The organism is Azonexus sp. GW821-FHT04F04 (assembly GCF_059420025.1).
This window is the reverse complement of sequence record NZ_JBWKSX010000015.1, coordinates 1-15,338: the sequence shown is the minus strand read 5'-3', so window position 1 is coordinate 15,338 and position 15,338 is coordinate 1. Positions and strand designations below refer to the sequence as shown.

The window sequence follows — 15,338 nt, the reverse complement described above, 5'->3', positions numbered from 1 at the left end:
GAAAAACTAGCGGGCGCTGTTGGTGGCGTGCCAGGTGACCGGCTTGACCTGCTGTTCGAGCTTGATTTCGCAGGCCGGATCGTCGCATTCCTCATGCTTCATGAAGGCGATGACATGGTCGGCATCGAGCCGGATGCCGATTTTTTCGCCGAGCGCATGATTGTGGTGCGACGGAACCAGCGACAGGACCTGCGTGCCGCTGGCCAGACGCAGCGTATACAGGATGTCGGCACCGCGGAAAGCCTTGTTCAGCACTTCGGCCTGGACGGCACTGGTGTCGTCGTGAACGATATCGTCCGGCCGCAACAGCACGTCGACTTTGCAGCCGTTGTCGCAGGCGGCGCAGGTTTCGTTGCACTCGACCGGGGTGTCGGAAGTCAGCGTGCCGAGTTCCATACGCACACTGTTGTTGTCGCCGACCGTGCCAGTCACCAGCACGCCCTGACCGATGAAGTCGGCGACGAAACGATTGGCCGGCCGGTGATACAGGTTGTACGGGACGTCCCACTGCTGGATGCGGCCTTCGTACATGATGCCGATCTCGTCGGCCATGGCGAACGCCTCGTTCTGGTCGTGCGTGACCATGACTGCCGTCGAACCTTCGCGCTTGAGAATTTCGCGCACCTCGGCCGACAGCCGCTCGCGCAGGCCGACGTCGAGGTTGGAAAATGGTTCGTCGAGCAGGATCAGTTCCGGCCGCGGCGCCAGGGCGCGGGCCAGCGCTACGCGCTGCTGTTGGCCGCCGGAAAGCTCATGCGGAAACTTGCTGCCCTGTCCATGCAGGCCGACCGTCGCCAGCAATTGACGAACACGCAGATGGGCGTCCTCGCCCGGATTGCGACCGAGGCCGAAGGCGACATTTGCTTCGATGGAAAGGTGCGGAAACAGCGCGTAATCCTGAAAAACCATGCCGATCCGCCGCTTCTCGGGGGAGACTCGCTGGCCGGCCTGGCTGACGACTTTGCCATGCAGGCGGATTTCGCCACCGGCGATGTCCTCGAAGCCGGCAATGCAGCGCAGCAAAGTCGTCTTGCCGCAGCCGGAAGGACCAAGCAGGCAGGCGATGCTGCCGGCTTCGAGCGAGAAGTTCACGCCGTCGACGACGGTGTGGTTGCCGTAGCGCTGGACGACGCCATTTAGTTCAAGTTGGGCCATAGCGGTCGATTATAATTCGCATTCACACACATGCGTACCGCCCTTTATTCCCCCCTGCTGACGGTCGGAATCGTCGTCGCCCTGCTCGCTGGATTGCCGGTGGCCAGCGTCGGCCTCAATCTCTTTGTTGGCGGTACCAGCGCCACCTGGACGCATCTGGCCGACACCGTACTTTCCGAATACATCGCCAATTCGCTCTGGCTGTGCCTCGGCGTTGGCTGCGGCGTCGGCATCGTCGGCGTGGCGACGGCCTGGTTGACGGCCATGCACGAATTCCCCGGTCGGCGCTTCTTCGAATGGGCCATGGTCCTGCCACTGGCTGTTCCGGCCTATGTCATGGCTTACGTGTACACCGATTTCCTGCAGTTCGTCGGCCCGGTGCAGACTTTCCTGCGCGACACCTTCGGCTGGGAACACGGCGACTACTGGTTTCCGGACATCCGCACCTTGCCCGGCGCCATGCTGATGTTCGTCAGCGTGCTCTATCCCTACGTTTACCTGCTCGCCCGCACGGCCTTTCTCGAACGCGCCAGCGGCATGCTCGAAGCAGCGCGCACGCTGGGCATGGGGCCATGGTGGGGCTTCTTCGCCGTATCCCTGCCGTTGGCTCGTCCGGCTATCGTCGTCGGCATCGCGCTGGCGCTTATGGAAACGCTAGCCGACTACGGCACGGTGGCCTATTTCGCGGTCAACACCTTCACCACCGGTATCTACCGCGCCTGGTTCTCGCTCGGCGACCGCGTCGCTGCCGCCCAACTGGCCGCCATGCTGCTCGCCTTCGTGCTCTTCCTGCTCATGGCCGAACGCACCTCGCGGGGCCGGGCGCGCTATCACAACACGACCGGCCGCAACCGGCCGATGGCTGGCGCCCGGTTGCGCGGTCCGGCTGCCTGGCTGGCGACGCTGGCTTGTGCGGTGCCCTTGCTGCTCGGTTTCGTGCTGCCAGCAATCCTGCTGCTCAAAATGGCCCTGACCGAAGGTGACGCCCAGTTCGGCGAACGCTTCCTGGTGCTCGCCCGCAACAGTTTCGTGCTGGCCGGCGTGACGGCCGCCATCGCGGTCATGCTCGCCCTGCTCATGGGCTACGGCGCCCGCCTGTCGAAAACGACCTTTGCCAACGGCCTGAACCGCCTTGTCGGTCTGGGCTACGCGGTGCCGGGGGCGGTGATCGCGGTCGGCGTGCTGATTCCCGTGACGCGCCTCGACAACTGGCTGGCCGGGCAATGGGAGCTGTGGTTCGGCCACAACCCCGGACTTTTGCTGACCGGCGGCATCGCCGCGCTGATCTACGCCTATCTCGTGCGTTTCCTCGCGGTGGCGCTCCACACGGTTGAATCCAGCCTGGCCAAGATCACGCCGAACATGGACGACGCGGCGCGCAGCCTGGGCCTGGGGCAGGGCGAAACCCTGCGCCGCGTGCATGTGCCGATGCTGCGCGGCAGTCTGCTGACGGCGGGTTTGCTGGTTTTTGTCGATGTGATGAAGGAATTGCCGGCCACTCTGGTCATGCGGCCCTTCAATTTCGATACGCTGGCGACGCAGGCCTATACGCTGGCCTCGGATGAGCGGCTGGCCGAGGCATCGACGGCCGCCCTGGCCATCGTCGCCGTGGGTTTGTTGCCGCTGATCGCCCTGTCGCGGCAAATTACGGCAGCGCGCCGGCACTAGCCGGCTTTCTCCGTTTTTGGTTGAGAACCAGGCAGATCGCTAGTGTTTCTCTGGCGGCTGCGGCGAGGCGTCCGGATTGTCGTCTTCTTCGAGAAAAAGCAGGTCCATGCTCAGCAGGCTGGTATCGGTCCCGAAGTGGCTCGGCTCCTCCGCTTCGTCGGCCGAGAGGGGTAAGTCGGAAGACGAAAATTCGATGAGGTTGCCAGGTTTGCTGTCGGGAAGTGGCGGATAAATCGCTTCTCCGGACGGTGGAGGGGCGATGGAGTGGGTAAATTCGATGACGTTGTCCGGCCTGGTCTCGATGGACTTGGTGATTTCGTCGGGCAACGGGACGCTCGGCACATCCAGGATCACAGCGGGAAGAACCATGCCGTCGGGAGGTGTGGCACCCTTTTGCAGCAGCAGATCGGTAATGTCCTGATGCCCTTTTCTCAAAGCCAGGCGCAGTGGCGCTCCCGGGCCATCGCTGGCGATGGCGTTTGGATTGGCGCCACGATTCAGCAACTCGCGAACGATCGCCAGATTCCCTTCAAAACAGGCCGTACGTAGCGGCAAGCCGCTGTAGCCGTGCATGTCGGGCAGTTCGATGTCACCGCCGTCGTCCAGCGCATTGAGCACATCACTCAAGCTGCCAGAGTGGATAGCGTCAATCAGTTTATTTCTTGTAAAACCTTTGACCGTCATATTCCAGTTATCCCGTAGGCCCCGGGAATTGTAGGGAATTGCCGGGGCTTTGGCGAGAACTGGCGTTATTTGAATCCGGCCCGGTCAAAAATGATCTGGGCTTTGGTCTGGTACATGGCCAGATCTTTGACTGGCAATTTATCGGCCTTGAACTTGCCCATGGCATCCAATGCCGGATTCGCCACTTTTACGCTGTCGACCGCAGGCCATTCGTTGTTGCCATCGGCGAAATAGCGCTGCGCCTGATCGGAGGCCAGGTATTCGAGGAACTGGATGGCCGCTTCGCGATGCGGCGCAGTCTTCAGCACGCCGCCGCCGGAAACGTTGATGTGGGCGCCATTTCCGCTCTGGTCCGGCCAGACGATGCCGACCCGCTCCATCATTTTCAGTTCTTCCACCTTGGTCGAGCGGAGCAGGCGAGCCACGTAGTAGGTATTCGAAATGGCGACGCCGCATTCGCCGGCGGCAACCGCCTTGATCTGGTCGGTGTCGCCGCCCTTCGGGGCGCGGGCGAAATTGGCGACCATGCCACGGGCCAGTTCTTCAGCCTTGGCTTCGCCTTGGTGAGCGATGATCGATGCCATCAGCGACAGGTTGTAGGGGTGCGAACCGGAACGCGAGCAGAATTTGCCTTTGAGCTTCGGATTGGCCAGGTCGGCGTAGTTCTGCACGTCTTCCGGCTTGACTGCGAGCTTGTTGTAAACGATTACCCGCGCCCGTGTCGAAAACGAAAACCAGTCTTCGGTGCGCAAGTGGGTCGGGATGCGTGATTCGAGCAGCTTGGACGAAATCGGAGCAAACAGGCCAAGTTCATGCGCTTTGGCCAGGCGGGCTGCATCAACGGTCAGGAAAATGTCGGCGGGGCTGTTGGCACCCTCGTTCTTGATCCGCTCGAGAAGTTCATCCTCCTTGCCTTCAATCCGGTTGATCTTGATGCCGGTCTGTTGCGTGAAGTTGGCATAGAGTGCCTCATCCGTCTGATAGTGGCGGGCGGAATACAGGTTGAGGATCTTTTCCTGCGCAAACGCAGGGCAGGCAACGGTAAAAGTTGCGGCGGCGATCAGGGCGGGCATCAGCTTCATGCAGGAACTCCGGCAGGATATGAGAATGGCCTCAGTTTACTTGCTGCGGGAAAATATGTAAATGAGAATGATTATCTTCTTTGGGTGTAAAAAAAGCGGCTCGAAGCCGCTTTCGTCTAGTTACCTTCGAGTATTCGTCGCGCCCCGTTGTAGCGGGTCATCCAGTAGTTGCTCTCCATGCTTTCAACGCGTACTTCGGCGCCTTTGCGCGGAGCATGCAGGAAATGGTTGTCGCCGAGATAAATGCCGACGTGCGAAAAGGTGCGGCGCATGGTGTTGAAAAAGACCAGATCGCCTGGCTTCAACTGGTTGGCATCGACCTGCTGGCCGACTTCGCTCATTTCGCGGGCGGTGCGTGGTAGCGAGGTGCCGGTGCTGTCCTTGAACACCAGACGGACGAAACCGCTGCAGTCCAGACCGCTGTCTTCGTCGTTGCCGCCCCAGCGATAACGAACGCCAACCAGCTTCAGACCTTGCAGGATGACATCCTGAGCGGCGTTGGTGTAACGTTCAAAAAATGACTGTTGTTCTTCTGGCTTGCGAATCGATTCTGCTGCCGATGGCGCACTGATCCCGCCGACGAGCAGCGAGGAGGCGAGCAGAAGCGAAACCAGTACTTTATGCATAGCGGCGAAATATATTTGAAAAGTAGTCGGCTGTAAAGGCGATGAAAATTCAGCATCTGCAACTATGTTCATAGTCTGTAATTATGAATACAATTTCGTTCCCAAGGCGCGAGGCAAACATGGATTCCTTCAAGGCACTGCTGATTGAAGAATGCGATGGCAAGGTGAGCAGTGGCTTTGTCCAGATGGACGAAAGCGGGCTTGATGCCGGGAACGTGACGATCAAGGTTGCCTATTCGAGCATCAATTACAAGGATGCGCTGGCCGCAACGGGGGCCGGCAAGATCATTCGGCGCTTTCCATGCGTCGGGGGCATCGACCTCTCCGGAACGGTGATCGAGAGTGGCGATGCACGCTTCAAGCCGGGCGATCCGGTGATTGCCACGAGTTTTGATATCGGCGTCGCGCATCACGGCGGCTATGCCGAATTCGCCCGGGTGCCGGGTGACTGGGTGGTGCCGTTGCCGGCCGGCCTGTCGCTCTATGATGCGATGGCCTTGGGCACCGCCGGGTTTACCGCGGCGCTGGCCATTGTCCGCATGGAAGAAAACGGTTTGCGACCGAGCAAGGGGCCGGTCATCGTCACCGGCGCCACCGGCGGCGTCGGTAGCCTGGCGGTCGATATGCTGGCCAGGATTGGTTATCACGTGGTGGCGCTGACCGGCAAGGAGAGCGAAGCGGATTACTTGCGTGGCCTGGGGGCCGCCGAGGTCATGCTGCGCCAGAGTCTGGACCTGTCGAAAATCAGGCCGCTGGATCGGGCGCGCTGGGCGGGGGCCGTGGACAATCTCGGGGGGGATGTTCTGGCCTGGATCGCCAGCACCATGGAGCAGGGCGGCACTATCGCCAGCATCGGGCTGGCGGCCAGCATGTCGCTGAACACGACGGTGGCGCCTTTTATCCTGCGTGGGGTTTCCTTGCTCGGCGTCGATTCGGGCTATATCCGGGAGCCTTATCGGAGCGGTGTCTGGCAACGTCTGGCCAGCGATTTGCGTCCACCACATTTGGCCGCGATGTCGCGCCGGATTCCGTTTGACGATCTGCCGGCCACTTTCGGTGATTACATTGCCGGACAGGCCAAGGGGCGAGTGGTGGTGGACATTGGCGGAGGCTGACGTGGCCGAGTTGCCGCGCATTCTGGTGGTCGATGACTCACGGGTGGTCAGAATATCGCTCATTCAGCATTTGAAGGGGCAGTACGAGGTTCGGGAGGAGGGTGACGGCGAAGCGGCGTGGCAGACGCTGGTGCTCGATCACTCCATTTGCGCTGTGATATCCGATCTGCAGATGCCGAAACTGAATGGTTACGAGTTGCTGGAACGCGTCCGCACGTCGAAGCTGCGACGCTTGCAGCAATTGCCGTTCATTCTGGTTTCCGGCGAGGAAACCGAGGAGGAGCGGGCCAAGGCCAAGGCGCTTGGCGTTTCCGATTTCGTCACCAAGGGCGCGGGGTGTACGGAGCTTTTGACCCGTCTGAATAACTTGCTGGTCTTGACTGACGCCAAGGAACATCTTGATGCCAGTCGCGAGCATATGGTTCAGGATCCGGCCAGCGGGTTGTTTACCAGAAAATATCTGGAATTGCAGGCGGCTCAGGCGATGTCTCATGCCACCCGACATGGCGTCGATGTCAGCGTGATGGTGCTTGGCTTCGATGGCTACGAAAAGATGTGCGAGCGGCTTGGGAGTCTGGTTGCCGAGGAAGTCGGTAACCGCTTTGCCAAGATGCTGAGTGCCAAGATGCGCCAGGAAGACAGCCTGGGCCATTTTGGCGCCGGGCAGTATTCAGTTGTTTCGCCGGGGACTGCTCCGGCGTTTTGTGCGACTTTTGCCGAACGGGTGCGCGAAGCGGTCGAGGTGGCGCGTTTGTCGGTTCAGGGGCAGACCGTAGCGCTGACGGTCAGTGTCGGCCTGGCCAGTGTGCCGACCGATTTGGTGACTTCGGCCGGGGCGCTGCTTGATCTGGCCGGTGAGCGCATGCATGCCGCCATGCGGGCGGGGGGGAACCGAACAGAGTCAGGCGGCGTCTCGCCTGCCTCGAGGCCGATTTCCATTCACCACGCGCTGGAGTTGCTGGCCGCCAATCGGTTGGCGCCGGTGATTCCGCATCTACCGTCGCTGGCCGAGCGCTTGTTGCCGTTGATGAAACTGATGAATCAGGAACTCGATTTGGCTTTGCCCGTGGCAGAGATTGAACGTCTTTTGAGTGAACGGAAATCTCAAAATAATTAGTCCGTTCTGTATTTTGTTGTGCAGGAATTTTAGCTAGAGGGATTTTTATGGCGACGTACAAGGAGTTTCATCAGTATTCCATCGAAAAACCGAACGAGTTCTGGACCGAGCAGGCCCAACTCGTGGATTGGAAGGAGCCGTTCACCCAGGTGTGCGACTATTCCCGTCCGCCGTTTGCCAAATGGTTCGTCGGTGGCAAGACCAATCTGTGCCACAACGCGGTTGACCGTCACGTGGCCAAGCGTCCGAACGACCGGGCGCTGATCTTCATTTCGACCGAAACCGATGAAGAAACGGTCTACAGCTTTGCCGAACTGCAGCGCGAAATCGAGCGCATGGCGGCGATATACCAGAGTCTCGGTGTCAAGAAGGGCGACCGCGTCCTGATCTACATGCCGATGATCGCCCAGGCAACCTTTGCCATCCTGGCCGCAACGCGCATTGGCGCCATCCACTCGGTGGTCTTCGGCGGCTTTGCCTCCGGTTCGCTGGCCACCCGCATCGACGACGCCAAGCCGGTGCTGATCGTTTCGTCCGACGCCGGCATGCGTGGCGGCAAGGCGGTTCCGTACAAGCACCTGCTCGACGAAGCCATCGAGCTGGCCGAACACAAGCCGGCCAAGGTGCTGATGGTCGATCGTGGTCTGGACAAGGCTTTCAACAAGGTTGCCGGTCGCGATGTCGATTACGCTACCGAACGCGCCAAGTTCATGGATGCCAAGGTGCCGTGCGAATGGCTGGAGTCTTCCGAGCCGTCCTACATCCTCTACACCTCCGGCACGACCGGCAAGCCGAAGGGCGTCCAGCGCGACACCGGCGGTTATGCCGTGGCGCTGGCTTCGTCGATGAAGCACATCTACTGCGGCGGCGAAGGCGAAACCTTCTTCTCCACCTCCGACATTGGCTGGGTGGTCGGTCACTCCTACATCATCTATGGCCCGCTGATCGCCGGCATGGCCACCGTGATGTACGAAGGCACGCCGCTGCGTCCGGATGCCGGCATCTGGTGGAAGATCGTCGAGAAATACAAGGTCACCGTGATGTTCTCGGCGCCGACCGCGGCTCGCGTGCTGAAGAAGCAGGATCCGGCCTTCATGCACAAGTACGATCTGTCGTCACTCAAGCACATCTTCATGGCTGGCGAGCCGCTTGATCAGCCGACCCATGAGTGGTTCATGACCGAACTGCAAAAGCCGGTCATAGACAACTACTGGCAGACCGAAACGGGCTGGCCGATGCTGGCCGCGCTGCCGGGCGTTGAGCAGACCCCGATCAAGTACGGTTCGCCGTCCTTCCCGGTCTATGGCTACAACCTGCAGATTTTCCGCGAAGACGGCTCGGTTTGCGGTGCCAACGAGAAGGGCATCGCCGCGGTCATTCCGCCGCTGCCGCCCGGCTGTTTGTCCACCGTCTGGGGCCAGGACGACCGTTTTGTCAGCACCTACTTCACCCTGTTCAAGGAGCCGCTGGTTTATTCCTCATACGACTGGGCGATCAAGGATGAAGACGGTTACTTCACCATCCTTGGCCGGACTGACGACGTGATCAACGTTGCCGGTCACCGTCTGGGCACCCGTGAGATCGAAGAAGCCATCCAGAACCACCCGGCGATCGCCGAAGTGGCCGTGGTCGGTGTCGAGGACAAGCTCAAGGGCCAGGTGCCGATGGCGTTCGCTGTCGTTAAGGATGCCTCCAAGCTTTCATCGCCGGAACTGATCAAGGCGCTGGAGAAGGAAGTCTTCGGTACGGTCGACAGCATTCTCGGCGCCATTGGCCGTCCGGCCCGTGTGCATTTCGTGACCGGTCTGCCCAAGACCCGTTCCGGCAAGATGCTGCGCCGTTCGCTGCAGGCGCTGGCTGAAGGCCGTGATCCGGGCGATCTGACGACCATCGACGATCCGTCGACGCTGGAGCAGATCAAGAACGCGCTGGCCAGCTAAGCGTCGTTCTCGTCTTATCAAGCCCGCCGATGCGAATCGGCGGGCTTTTTTACGTGCGCCATTTCAATTTTAGCCATTTTTTCCGGTTGACCGTGGAAGTCTGCGCAATGACGGCGTTTGCTTCGGCGTCACAATCCGTCCGAGGGTCGGGTGGTAGAATGCCCGCCAACTGAAGCTTTCTGTGGTTTTTGAAAAATGATTTACGAAACCGTTGCCGCCGTCGATCTGGGCTCCAACAGCTTCCGCCTGCAGGTCGGGCGGGTGGTGGATAACCAGATTTACACGCTCGATTCGATGAAGGAGCCGGTTCGCCTGGCCTCCGGATTGATGGCTGACAAGCGCCTCGATGCGCCGGCCCAGGCTCGCGCCCTGGACGCGCTGCGCCGTTTTGGCGAACGCTTGGGTGGGCTGGACAAAGGGGCGGTGCGGGCCGTGGCGACCAATACGCTGCGCGTAGCCAAGAATGCCTTCGAGTTCCTGCCGCTGGCCGAAGAGGCGCTCGGCTTCCCCATCGAAGTCATCGCCGGTCGCGAAGAGGCTCGCCTGATCTACATCGGCGCCTCCCATTCACTGCCGTCGGCGGCGCACAAGCGCTTGGTCATCGACATCGGCGGCGGGTCCACCGAATTCATTATCGGCAAGCGTCACGAGCCACAGCTCATGGAGTCGTTGTACATGGGCTGCGTCAGCTACACGCTGCGTTTTTTCCCCGATCGCAAGATCGACCGCAAGCGCCTGCGCGAGGCGCAGGTGGCGGCCGCCAAGGAAATCGAGCTGATTGCGGCCGATTATCAGCGCTTGGGCTGGAAGGAGGCCATTGGCTCCTCCGGTTCGGCGCGGGCGATTGCCGATGTGCTCGAACTGAACGGCCTGAATCCGAACAACGAAAGCGGCATCACGCGGGTCGGGCTGGACAAGCTGTGCAATCTGCTCATCAAGGCCGGTTCGGCCGAAGCGCTCGACCTGCCCGGGGTCAAGGGCGACCGCCTGCCGGTATTCCCGGGTGGCGTGGCGATCATGTCGGCGATTTTCGAAGAGCTCAACATCGAAAAAATGTCCTATGCCGACGGGGCTTTGCGCCTGGGCGTGCTCTACGACCTGCTCGGCCGCTTTCATCATCACGATATGCGGGATTCGACCGTGGCCCAGTTCCGTCGGCGCTATCAGGTCGAAGGCGACCAGGTCGAGCGGGTCGAAGCGACGGCGCTCTCGGCGCTGACCCAGTTGTTTGACGGCGTGCCGGGCGAGGCCGATGTCCAGTTCCTGTCGTGGGCCTGCCGCCTGCATGAAATCGGCATTTCCGTGGCGCACAACGCCTATCACAAGCATGGCGCCTACATCCTGACCTACGCCGACATGCCAGGCTTCTCCAAGAAGGATCAGGCGCGGCTGGCCATGGTGGTACTCGGCCATCGCGGCAAACTCGAAAAACTGGGGGCGATTCCCGCGGTCGACAGCGCCTGGGACCTCATTTTCTGCCTGCGCCTGGCGGTCCTGCTGCACCGTACGCGCGATGACCGGGCCATTCCTGCCTGGCGCGCCAGCCGTGGGGCAAACGGCTATGTTATCGAAGTCCCTGCTGACTGGCTGGCCGCCAATCCGTGGACAGCCGCCGCTTTCGGCGAAGAGGCCAGCGTCTGGAAACAGCTTGGGCGGGACTACATCCTCCACTCTAAGCCGACGAGGAAAATTGCATGAGCGAATCCCCGTGCTTGCTGGTCGAGCCGGGGAGAGTGGTGCTGTCCGGTTGCTGGACGCTAGCCGAAATGCTGCCTCAAATGCCGGCCTTGCAGGCCGATCTGGCAGCTTGTTCAAGCGGTATCGAACACTGGGATTTGTCGCCGGTAACGCGGCTGGATAGTGCTGCAGCCGTCCTGTTGTGGCGTACCTGGGGGGCGACGTGGCCGCCTGGACTGATCGCTGGGAAACTCCACCGGCAGGTGCTTCAGCGGGTGGCCGAATTGCCTCTGGAAATTCCGGCACTGGCCAGACCCCGAGCCCGGTTCCCCGAACTCGTCGGTGCCCTGGTGCTCAAGGCTGTCGTCAACCTGCGCGGCATGATCGCCATGTTCGGCCAGTTGCTGCTCGATACGGCCTATCTCTTCCGCCATCCGCAGGATGTGCCTTGGAAAGAAATTACCGCCAATGTCTACAAGTCGGGGGCGCAGGCGCTGGCTGTCACCGCGCTGGTTGGCTTCCTGATCGGGGTGACGATCAGCTATCTGTCGGCGTTGCAGCTCAAGAGCTTTGGGGCCGATCTGTTCATCGTCAATATTCTCGGCATCTCGATCATTCGCGAGTTGGGGCCGGTGCTCGTCGCCGTGCTGGTCGCCGGTCGTTCCGGTTCGGCGATGACGGCGCAAATCGGCGTGATGCGGGTAACCGAGGAAATCGACGTGCTGTCGACGATGGGCATTTCGCGCAGCATCCGTATCGTTTTACCCAAAATTTTCGGGTTGACCGTGGCAATGCCTCTGCTTGTGCTGTGGACCTCCGCCGTGGCGCTCTTCGGAGGCATGCTGGCCGCGCTACTTCAGCTTGACCTGTCCCTCGTCTATTTTCTCGACAACCTGCCGCGCGCCGTGCCGGTCTCCAATCTCGTCATCGGCCTGAGCAAGGGGGTTGTCTTCGGCTTCGTCATCGCCGTCGTCGCCTGCCACTTCGGCCTGCACGTCAAACCCAATACCGAGAGCCTGTCGGCCAATACGACCAGTGCCGTGGTGACGGCGATTACCACGGTCATTCTTTTCGATGCAGTTTTCGCCGTGTTCACACGGAACATTGGTGTGCCCTAGCCATGAGCCCGTTACCTGTCATCGAACTGAACGGCGTTGGCGTGAGTTTCCGCGGAAAAGCTGTTCATCGCGATCTTTCGCTGCGTGTCGAGGAGGGGCAGATCGTTGGTTTGCTCGGCGGTTCGGGTAGCGGCAAGACAACCTTGTTGCGCGAAATTCTCGGCCTGTTGCGGCCGGATTCCGGCAGCGTTCGCCTGTTCGGTATCGATCTCAATGACCCGGATGTCCAGATGCAGCGCAATCTGCGTCGGCGTCTCGGCATGCTGTTTCAGCAAGGCGCCCTGTTTTCGGCCCTGTCGGTCTTCGACAATATCGCCTTTCCGCTACGCGAACTGCGTTGTCTCGACGCCGATTGGATTCGCCGCCTGGTCCATCTCAAGCTGGCGATGGTCGGGCTGGAGCCGGACCACGGCAAACTGATGCCGGCCGAACTCTCCGGTGGCATGGTCAAGCGCGTTGCGCTCGCCCGCGCCCTGGCGCTCGAGCCCGAACTGCTGTTGCTCGATGAGCCGACGGCCGGCCTCGATCCCGACCGTAGCCAGAATTTCGTTGAACTGGTCGGCGATCTGCAGCGCGAACTCGGCCTGACCGTTGTCATGGTCACCCACGACCTCAACACCCTGGCCGGGCTGGCCACCCATGTCGCCGTGCTGGCCGATCAGCACATCATTGCCTTTGGTCCGAAAGCCGAGGTCATGACAGTCGATCATCCGTTTGTTACCGGCTTTTTTGGCGCAGACCGCCGGAAGCTGCTTTAATTGGCATCCATGGAAAACAAGTCATACGCCTTCGCTGCCGGTCTCTTTGCCCTACTCCTCGGAGTGGCTGCGCTGCTGGCCGTGTATTGGCTGAGCGACAGCAAGGACTCTGAGCACGAATACATCGTCGTTACCAAGCAGAATATCGGTGGCCTGAACCCGCAGGCGCAGGTCCGCTATCGTGGCATCCGCGTCGGCAAGGTCAGCGACATCCGCCTCGATCCCGAGGATTACAGCAACATTCTGGTGACCATCTCGGTCAACGACGATGTGCCGCTGACCAAAGGGACCGTGGCCAAACTGAACTATCAGGGGGTCACCGGCCTGGCTCACATCCTCCTGCTGGAAACCGGCAAGGACAACGAGCCGCTGGCGCCAAACGACGCGCAGCCGCCACGCATCACGATGATTCCCTCCTTGCTCGAGGAATTGGGTGAAACCGGCATGGCTACGCTCAAGCAGGCGCGTCAACTGATGGCGAGCGCCAACGCCTCGCTGGATGATGAAAATCGCGCTCTCCTCAAGGCGACGCTGGCCAATCTTGAAGCAGCCTCCGGCAACATGAAGCCGGTTCTCGAAAACCTCAACACGACGCTGTTGCAGGTCAATAAGCTGCTCGACGACCGCAATATCCGGAATTTGTCGCAGGCGGCTGGAGAGGTTCAGCCCCTGCTGGCCGATACTCGTGTCCTGATCGGCAAAATGCAGGTGGCCACCGACAAGTTCGATGTCGCTATCGGCGATGCCTCGGCTGGTGGAACCTCGGCCCTGATGCCGCGCCTAAACGAACTCGCCACTGATTTCTCGCTGACCTCGCGCCAGTTGAGCCGCGTTCTTCGTGTTCTCGAAGATACGCCGCAAGGCCTGGTCTTTGGCGCGCCAGCCCAGTTGCCCGGTCCGGGCGAAGCCGGCTTCAATCCGGGCGGGGAGAAATAAGATGCGCTGGTTGCTTTCCCTGCTGCTTTGCGGCCTGCTGTCAGCCTGTTTCACGGCTGGCAAGCGCGGCGGCGATAGCGCGCTGGCCGTCTATGATTTTGGTCCGGCGCCAATGAGCCTGCTGGCCGCGCCGCGCAAGCAGCCTATGGCGCTGGAGGTGCGGGCGCCATTGTGGTTCGATTCGCTGGGTATCGATTATCGGCTGGCCTACGTCGATGTCGCGCGTTTGCGCGAGTACGCCCGGGCGCGCTGGGCCGGACCGCCGGCGCAAATGATTCAGCAGCGATTGATGCAGCAACTCGATTATTCAATTTCCGGGCAAGGGCAGGCGCGTTGCCTCGTGCGTCTGGAAATTACCGAATTCAGCCAGTTGTTCGCCAGTCCGGAAAGCAGCAAGGGCGTGCTGCAAGGACGTGTCGTTTTGCTCGACCAGTCGCGTCGCCAGTTGGCCGAGCTGGATTTGAGAATCGAAAAAATGGCGGTCAGTCACGATGCGCGCGGTGGCGTCAGCGCCTTGACGGCTACCGTGGAGCAATTGGCCGCAGATCTGCTGGCTTGGGAAACGTCGCAAGGTGCTGGTATTTGCGCTGGCTAGCTGGCAATGATTCGGTCGGCGATGCGTTGTTTGAGATCTGCCAGATTGTCGTCGAAGTGCGTGTAATGCATCAGCGACAGTCCGAATACGCAAGCGTAGAGCAATAAGCTGCGGCTCTTGGCCTCGGCATCCGACATGCCTGATTCAACAAATAATTTACGCGTGCATTCCAGTCGATAAAGGTCTACCGCCTCGACGACTGCCGCGGCCCGCGAGTCGTGGCGCGCCCAGTCACGAATGGCCAGTTCGATCGACATGCCCTTGCGGTTTCGGCTGGCGCCGTACACTTCGATGGCGTAGTGCAATTGCTGGCGCTCATTGCCGGCGGTAACTGAAGTCGTTTTTTCGATGTCGCGAATGCGGCCGATTTTCCATTGTTCGAGAACGGCATCAAGCAGCGCCTGCCGATCCTTGAAATGCCAGTAGAAACTGCCTTTGGTAACGCCGCAACGTTTGGCCAGCACCTCGACGCGCAAACCAGTGACACCTTCTTTCGCCAGAACGTCGATAGCCTCATCAACCCAGCGTTCGGGGTCGAGTTGCGTGCGTGTTACGGCGGCCCGCTTGCGGGGTTTGACGGATGAGGATCTAATCAAGGGCTTGACAGGTTTGTTTTCCATACGCTACCGTATGCGTTTCCATACGACACAGTATGGTCATTGTGCTGATTGAGTGATCGTCTGTCAAACAGGCGGCAGTAATTCAAAAAAGTCGAACCGAAAAGGAGATGCTGGTGAAGATTCTCGTACCCGTAAAACGTGTCGTTGATTACAACGTCAAAGTTCGTGTGAAGGCAGATGGTTCCGGAGTGGATCTGGCCAACGTCAAGATGAGCATGAACCCCTTCGACGAAATCGCCATCGAAGA

14 protein-coding genes and 1 pseudogene are annotated in these 15,338 nt (G+C 60.4%); 10 read left to right on the top strand and 5 right to left on the bottom strand.

The window, feature by feature from the left end; genetic code table 11:
* Positions 1-6: 6 nt before the first annotated feature.
* Positions 7-1,155, bottom strand: coding sequence for an ABC transporter ATP-binding protein (locus AC07TV_RS20705; protein WP_494650266.1), 1,149 nt, complete (start codon positions 1,153-1,155; stop codon positions 7-9).
* A 30-nt stretch (positions 1,156-1,185) separates the two neighbouring features.
* Between AC07TV_RS20705 and AC07TV_RS20700 the strand changes: the two genes are divergently transcribed.
* Positions 1,186-2,823, top strand: coding sequence for an ABC transporter permease (locus tag AC07TV_RS20700; RefSeq protein WP_494650265.1), 1,638 nt, complete (start codon positions 1,186-1,188; stop codon positions 2,821-2,823).
* A gap of 39 nt (positions 2,824-2,862) precedes the next feature.
* On the opposite strand, the gene AC07TV_RS20695 is transcribed toward AC07TV_RS20700, so the two are convergent.
* From AC07TV_RS20695 to AC07TV_RS20685, 3 genes are all read right to left on the bottom strand, one after another.
* Positions 2,863-3,507: an ankyrin repeat domain-containing protein gene (locus tag AC07TV_RS20695; RefSeq protein ID WP_494650264.1), complete on the bottom strand. Its 645-nt coding sequence runs from the start codon at positions 3,505-3,507 to the stop codon at positions 2,863-2,865.
* 65 nt (positions 3,508-3,572) lie between these two features.
* Positions 3,573-4,589, bottom strand: a complete 1,017-nt coding sequence (locus AC07TV_RS20690; RefSeq protein WP_494650263.1) for a Fe(3+) ABC transporter substrate-binding protein — start codon at positions 4,587-4,589, stop codon at positions 3,573-3,575.
* A 116-nt stretch (positions 4,590-4,705) separates the two neighbouring features.
* The gene (locus AC07TV_RS20685) at positions 4,706-5,215 is read right to left on the bottom strand and encodes a C40 family peptidase (protein ID WP_494650262.1); all 510 of its coding nucleotides are present in this window, start codon (positions 5,213-5,215) and stop codon (positions 4,706-4,708) included.
* 119 nt (positions 5,216-5,334) lie between these two features.
* On the opposite strand from AC07TV_RS20685, the gene AC07TV_RS20680 reads away from it, so the two are divergent.
* The 8 genes from AC07TV_RS20680 (at position 5,335) to AC07TV_RS20645 (ending at position 14,471) form a co-directional block, all read left to right on the top strand.
* Positions 5,335-6,330 carry an oxidoreductase gene (locus AC07TV_RS20680; protein WP_494650261.1) on the top strand — a complete coding sequence of 332 codons (996 nt, stop codon included), beginning with the start codon at positions 5,335-5,337 and terminating at the stop codon, positions 6,328-6,330.
* Position 6,331: 1 nt separating this feature from the next.
* On the top strand, positions 6,332-7,447 hold the full coding sequence (locus AC07TV_RS20675; protein WP_494650260.1) for a GGDEF domain-containing response regulator: 1,116 nt from the start codon (positions 6,332-6,334) through the stop codon (positions 7,445-7,447).
* 47 nt (positions 7,448-7,494) lie between these two features.
* Positions 7,495-9,387: a propionate--CoA ligase gene (locus AC07TV_RS20670; RefSeq protein ID WP_494650259.1), complete on the top strand. Its 1,893-nt coding sequence runs from the start codon at positions 7,495-7,497 to the stop codon at positions 9,385-9,387.
* Positions 9,388-9,582: 195 nt separating this feature from the next.
* Entirely contained in the window at positions 9,583-11,085 is a 1,503-nt protein-coding gene (gene ppx, locus AC07TV_RS20665; RefSeq protein WP_494650258.1) for an exopolyphosphatase, read from the top strand.
* Positions 11,082-12,182 (top strand): ABC transporter permease, encoded by a 1,101-nt coding sequence (locus AC07TV_RS20660; protein WP_494650257.1) that lies wholly within the window; start codon positions 11,082-11,084, stop codon positions 12,180-12,182. Before ppx ends, AC07TV_RS20660 begins: the two co-directional genes overlap by 4 nt.
* A gap of 2 nt (positions 12,183-12,184) precedes the next feature.
* A complete protein-coding gene (locus tag AC07TV_RS20655; protein WP_494650256.1) occupies positions 12,185-12,940 on the top strand; it encodes an ABC transporter ATP-binding protein in 756 nt (251 codons plus the stop codon).
* Positions 12,941-12,949: 9 nt separating this feature from the next.
* Positions 12,950-13,876 carry an MlaD family protein gene (locus AC07TV_RS20650; protein ID WP_494650255.1) on the top strand — a complete coding sequence of 309 codons (927 nt, stop codon included), beginning with the start codon at positions 12,950-12,952 and terminating at the stop codon, positions 13,874-13,876.
* A 1-nt stretch (position 13,877) separates the two neighbouring features.
* Entirely contained in the window at positions 13,878-14,471 is a 594-nt protein-coding gene (locus AC07TV_RS20645; protein ID WP_494650254.1) for an ABC-type transport auxiliary lipoprotein family protein, read from the top strand.
* On the opposite strand, the gene AC07TV_RS20640 is transcribed toward AC07TV_RS20645, so the two are convergent.
* On the bottom strand, positions 14,468-15,091 hold the full coding sequence (locus AC07TV_RS20640) for a TetR/AcrR family transcriptional regulator (protein ID WP_494650253.1): 624 nt from the start codon (positions 15,089-15,091) through the stop codon (positions 14,468-14,470). The two genes, AC07TV_RS20645 and AC07TV_RS20640, sit on opposite strands and share 4 nt — an antisense overlap.
* Before the next feature lie 113 nt (positions 15,092-15,204).
* On the opposite strand from AC07TV_RS20640, the pseudogene AC07TV_RS20635 reads away from it, so the two are divergent.
* A pseudogene (locus tag AC07TV_RS20635) lies at positions 15,205-15,338 on the top strand (electron transfer flavoprotein subunit beta/FixA family protein); the annotation flags it as partial.